We start from the raw sequence: 4,676 nt of genomic DNA, 5'->3' as shown, positions 1-4,676 counted from the left end.
CGACGGTCGCTCTCGGCCTGCGAGATCGCCCCTTCGAGGCGTCCGCTGGTCCCGTCGGCGATGTCGAGGTCCGCGCGCAGGTGCTCGGAGCTGGAGTAGGTCTCGACCGGCTCCGGGATGCCCAGGTTCAGGGCGTCGTTGATGAGCTTCCACTTGTGCAGCTCGTCCCAGTCCACGAGCGTGACCGCGATACCGGTACGACCCGCGCGGCCGGTACGGCCGATGCGGTGCACGTAGGCCTTGTCGTCCTCGGGGCACTGGTAGTTGATGACGTGGGTGACGTCGTCGATGTCGATACCGCGGGCGGCGACATCGGTGGCCACGATGACGTCGATGCTGCCGTCACGGAAGCGTCCGAGGGCCTTCTCGCGGGCGACCTGACCGAGGTCACCGTGGACGGCACCGACCTTGAAGCCGCGTTCTTCGAGGTCGTCGGCGACCTTCTGCGCGGTTCGCTTGGTGCGGGTGAAGATCATGGTCGCGCCGCGGCCCTCGGCCTGCAGGACGCGGGCCACCAGTTCGGCCTTGTCCAACGCGTGGGCGCGGTAGGCGTACTGCTTGGTCCGGTCGTGCACCGCGGAGTCGCCGGCGTGCTCGGCGCGGATGTGTGTCGGCCGGTTCAGGAAGGTACGGGCCAGCGTGACGATCGGGCCGGGCATGGTCGCCGAGAACAGCATCGTCTGACGCTGATCGGGCAGCGATCGCATGATGCGCTCGATGTCGGGCAGGAACCCGAGGTCGAGCATCTCGTCGGCCTCGTCGAGGACGAGGATCTGCACCTTGCCCAGGATGAGGTGGCCCTGCTGGGCGAGGTCCATCAGTCGTCCGGGAGTGCCCACGACGACGTCGACACCGGCCTGTAGCTCGGCGATTTGCGACTCGTAGGGACGACCGCCGTAGATCGAGGTGATCGACAGCTTGCGCTTCGGCTTGGGCTGCGGGTCGACGTCGAGCTTGGCCGCGGCCACCTGCAGGTCACCGGTGACCTGGATGCAGAGTTCGCGGGTCGGGACGATGACCAGCGCGCGAGGGGTTCCGTCGAGCGGACGCAGTTTGCCCTCGCTGCCGGGCGACACCATGGAGATGCGGTGCAGCAGCGGTACTCCGAAACCCAGGGTCTTGCCCATGCCGGTACGGGCCTGACCGATGAGGTCGTCGCCGGCCATCGCCAGCGGCAGGGTGAGTTCCTGGATCGCGAAGGTGTTGGTCTTGCCGTCGTCGGCGAGTGCGTCGACGATCTCCTGGCGGACGCCGAGCTCGGCGAAGGTCGGGGCGACGTGGGTCTCGGTGTCGACGACGGTGGTCTGTGGGGTGTCGCTGTCCGGGGTCTCGGCGACGACGACCACGGCGTCGTCGATGGTCGGGTCGGTGGTCACGCCGGTGGCGGCGGAGTTTTCGGTAGTGATTTCGGTGCCTTCCGATGTTTCGGAGCACGCACGAAAAGGGCTTCACACCGCCGGGGCGAACCGGGGTTCGTGGGCGGGAGCCGAAGTTTCACGGCTCGAGATCGGTCGAGAAGTGCGCGCACATTGTGTGTGACGGCGGGCTCCGGAGGGCTGTTGATGCCCCCGCGCCAGCGCGTCTGGAAGCGATTGTACGTGGTGAGCGCCTCGTGCCCTGCACGGCACACTCCCCGGGGACGGTCACCCGCCCCCGCCGACGACGATCATCTCCTACGATCGGGCCATGTCCTCGACCTCGCCGCAGCCCGACGCGCCCCAGATCCCCCAGGACGATCCGGGCATCACGTCGTTGTTCGGTGTGCTGTTGGCCGGCGAGTTGGCGGCCTTCTACCGACTGACCGACGAGGCGCGGATGGCGCCACACATCCGCGGTCGCGTGGCGATGGCGCAGATGGCCGGCGAGGAGATGGCCCACTTCGAGGTCCTCGCCGACGAACTGACCCGGCGTGGGCAGGACGTGGTCGACACGGTCACGCACTACCGGCCGGTCCTCGACCAGTACCACGGCTCCACCACCCCGAACACGTGGTTGGAGTCGATGGTCAAGGCGTATATCGGCGACGGTCTGGCGGCTGACTTCTACCTCGAGGTCGCCCACACGTTGCCCGCCGACGCCGAGACGATCGTGCAGCGGGTGATGGCCGAGACCAGCCACTCCGAGTTCGCCTGCGAGGAGGTGCGTGCGGCCATCGCCGCCGACCCGTCGCTGGCGTCGCCGCTGCGACTGTGGGGTCGGAGGTTGCTCGGTGAGGCCATCACGCAGGCCCAGCACGTGCTGGCCTCCGAGGAGGAACTGACCGGTCTGCTGTTCAGCGAGGTCGCCGACTTCACCCGTATCTCGACCTTCTTCGATTCCATCCAGGACCGCCACGCCGCGCGCATGGCCCGTCTGGGTCTGGACTGACCGCTCGCACGAGCGCCCGGTGTTCGCCAGCAGCGGATCGAGTGCTGGGCTCGGCGACTCCTCAACTAGCCTTGGGGCGATGCGGTCCGAACTCGGATCAGCGAGCACCATGCACACGATGTTGAGGAGAACGAACCGTGACGGTTGACGTGAAGATCGGGATCACCGACAGCTCTCGCGAACTGGTGGTGCAGTCCGACCAGACGAGCGACGAGGTCCACGCCGCCGTGGAGTCCGCACTGTCGGGCAAGGAACAGCTCCTGCGTCTCACCGACGACAAGGGCGCCCGCTACCTCGTGCCGGTCACCAAGATCGCCTACGTCGAGGTCGGCTCCTCCGAGCGGCCGAAGGTCGGTTTCGGCGCGGCCTGAGAGGGTCAGGACTCCCCGGAGTCCTTCATGAGCGGAACGTGTGACAAGCCGCCCCACAGCAGCTCGACGGTCGTGTCCACGGCCTCGCGCTTGCTGATGGGGCGCTTTGCGTCGAGCCAGTAACGGGCGTTGACCTGACTCGCGCCGACGAGTCCGGCGGCCAGCATCCGCGAGCGGTAGGGGTCGAGGCCGGAGTCGTGCATGACGAGTCCGTAGACGGCGTCGACGCATGCCTCGGTGGCCCCCTCGACCCGTCGGATCGCCGCGGGGTCGAGGGCGTCGGACTCGAAGATCAGGCGGTAGCCCTGGTGGTCCTGGTCGATGAAGTCGAAGAACGCGTTGACCGCGGCCCACACCCTCATCTTGTTGTTGGTGGTCATCTCCAGCGCCTTGCGCACCTCGACCACCAGCGAGTCGGCGTGTGCCTCCAGGACCGCGAGATAGAGGTCCAGTTTGCCCGGGAAATGCTGGTACAGAACGGGTTTGCTGACGCCGGCGTGCACCGCGATCTCGTCCATGCCCGCGGAGTGGTAGCCGCGTTCGACGAAGATCTCACTGGCGGCGTCGAGCAGTTGGATGCGACGGGCACTGCGCGGCATACGGGTGTTGCGGCGGCTCGCCGAATCGGTTGCGACACGGTCAGGGGAGCCAGGCATGCGTCGACAGTACTCGGTGCTCATCGCCGTCACCGGGCGGTGAGGCATGCTGGAGAGGTGTCGAGCACCGACCCCGCTGTGACCCAGCCGGGTAGCCACCAGCCGATGTCTGATCCCTCCGATTCCCCGGGCCCGTCGCCGTTACGCGACCTGCTCGCACCCCTGGACCGGGACACCGACCTGTGGCCGGGCCGCCACGTCGACCTCGCTCCCTTCCGGATCTACCTGCGTCGTGTGGCGCGGGGTTCCGACACCGCCCCGGCGGTCGCCGGACGGGTTCTCTACGTCCACGGTCTCGGCGGCTCGTCGCTGAACTGGACCGATCTCGGTGAGGTGCTCGCGCCGGTACTCGACGGCTACGCCATGGACCTACCGGGCTTCGGGTTCTCCGATCCTCCGGCCGACGGCGGCTACTCGCTGACGATGATGACCGACTCGGTGATCGCGGTCCTCGAACACCTCGGTGGTGCGCACGTGGTCGGCAACTCCCTCGGCGGCGCCATCGTCGCGCGGGTCGCTGCCGCCCGTCCCGACCTGGTGCACACCCTGACGCTCATCTCGCCGGCCTTCCCGGACCTGCGTCCGCGGGTGCGCAGGCTGTCGTTCATCCCGTTGACGCTGGCCACCGTGCCGCGCGTGGGACCGGCGGTGTTCGGCTACCTCGGCCGCGCGCACCCCGAGCGGCAGGTGGCGCAGACGCTGCGCGAGATCATGGTCCGACCCCAGACACTGGGCGCCACCCGGATCGCCCAGGCCGTCGAACACGCCGTCGCCCGCGCCGAACTGCCGTGGGCGCCGGAGGCGTTGTCGCGCAGCCTCAACGCACTCGTGACGAGCTGGCTGTGGATGTCGGGCCGCGATCACTGGCGACGGGCGCGGCAGATCACCGCGCCGACCCTGGTGGTCTGGGGCGGCCGCGACAAGCTGGTGAGCTCGGCGATAGCGCCGCGGTTGATCCGTACGATCGCCGGATCACGGCTGGTCATGTTCGGTGCGGTCGGTCACGTCTGTCAGATGGAGATCCCGGTGGAGACCGCCCGTGAGATCGCCCGACACCTCGAGGTGCACCGCCCCGCTGCGACCCCCGCCTGCTGAACGCCGGACCGCGACACCACCGCGGGGTCGAGGCGGTTCGGTTCCCTCAGAACGCCGTTGCCCTGTGAGAGGGTTGTTCGGTGAGTACCGCAGGCGGCGGACCCCGCGTTCCCGGCCCGGCCGGCGAACGGTCCACGGACCGGCGCGCCGCCGTGCCCGCGGCACCCGAGCGCCCCCGATCCTCCCG

General features: G+C 68.7%; 5 protein-coding genes. 3 read left to right on the top strand and 2 right to left on the bottom strand.

Annotation, left to right across the window (positions count from 1 at the left end; translation table 11 throughout):
- Positions 1-1,346, bottom strand: a 1,346-nt coding sequence (locus JHC79_RS22710) for a DEAD/DEAH box helicase (RefSeq protein ID WP_296395170.1), incomplete at its 3' end; no start/stop codon positions are given.
- A gap of 340 nt (positions 1,347-1,686) precedes the next feature.
- Here JHC79_RS22710 and JHC79_RS22705 point away from each other — a divergent pair.
- Both JHC79_RS22705 and JHC79_RS22700 read left to right on the top strand, forming a co-directional pair.
- Positions 1,687-2,367 carry a ferritin-like fold-containing protein gene (locus JHC79_RS22705; RefSeq protein ID WP_296395168.1) on the top strand — a complete coding sequence of 227 codons (681 nt, stop codon included), beginning with the start codon at positions 1,687-1,689 and terminating at the stop codon, positions 2,365-2,367.
- Between the two features lie 137 nt (positions 2,368-2,504).
- The gene (locus JHC79_RS22700) at positions 2,505-2,738 is read left to right on the top strand and encodes a DUF3107 domain-containing protein (RefSeq protein WP_296395162.1); all 234 of its coding nucleotides are present in this window, start codon (positions 2,505-2,507) and stop codon (positions 2,736-2,738) included.
- A 5-nt stretch (positions 2,739-2,743) separates the two neighbouring features.
- Here JHC79_RS22700 and JHC79_RS22695 read toward each other — a convergent pair whose 3' ends face one another.
- Positions 2,744-3,394 carry a TetR/AcrR family transcriptional regulator gene (locus JHC79_RS22695; protein WP_229705028.1) on the bottom strand — a complete coding sequence of 217 codons (651 nt, stop codon included), beginning with the start codon at positions 3,392-3,394 and terminating at the stop codon, positions 2,744-2,746.
- A 105-nt stretch (positions 3,395-3,499) separates the two neighbouring features.
- Between JHC79_RS22695 and JHC79_RS22690 the strand changes: the two genes are divergently transcribed.
- The gene (locus tag JHC79_RS22690) at positions 3,500-4,489 is read left to right on the top strand and encodes an alpha/beta hydrolase (protein ID WP_296395155.1); all 990 of its coding nucleotides are present in this window, start codon (positions 3,500-3,502) and stop codon (positions 4,487-4,489) included.
- Positions 4,490-4,676 lie beyond the last annotated feature (187 nt).

The organism is Williamsia sp. (assembly GCF_016462415.1).
Lineage (GTDB): Bacteria > Actinomycetota > Actinomycetes > Mycobacteriales > Mycobacteriaceae > Williamsia_A.
The sequence above is the reverse complement of the archived record's forward strand: the minus strand, read 5'-3'. Positions and strand labels throughout refer to the sequence as shown.

Coding starts and splice junctions, on each gene's coding strand:
- JHC79_RS22705 (WP_296395168.1), top strand. CDS start 1,687: ATGTCCTCGACCTCGCCGCAGCCCGACGCGCCCCAGATCCCCCAGGAC.
- JHC79_RS22695 (WP_229705028.1), bottom strand. CDS start 3,394: ATGCCTGGCTCCCCTGACCGTGTCGCAACCGATTCGGCGAGCCGCCGC.
- JHC79_RS22690 (WP_296395155.1), top strand. CDS start 3,500: ATGTCTGATCCCTCCGATTCCCCGGGCCCGTCGCCGTTACGCGACCTG.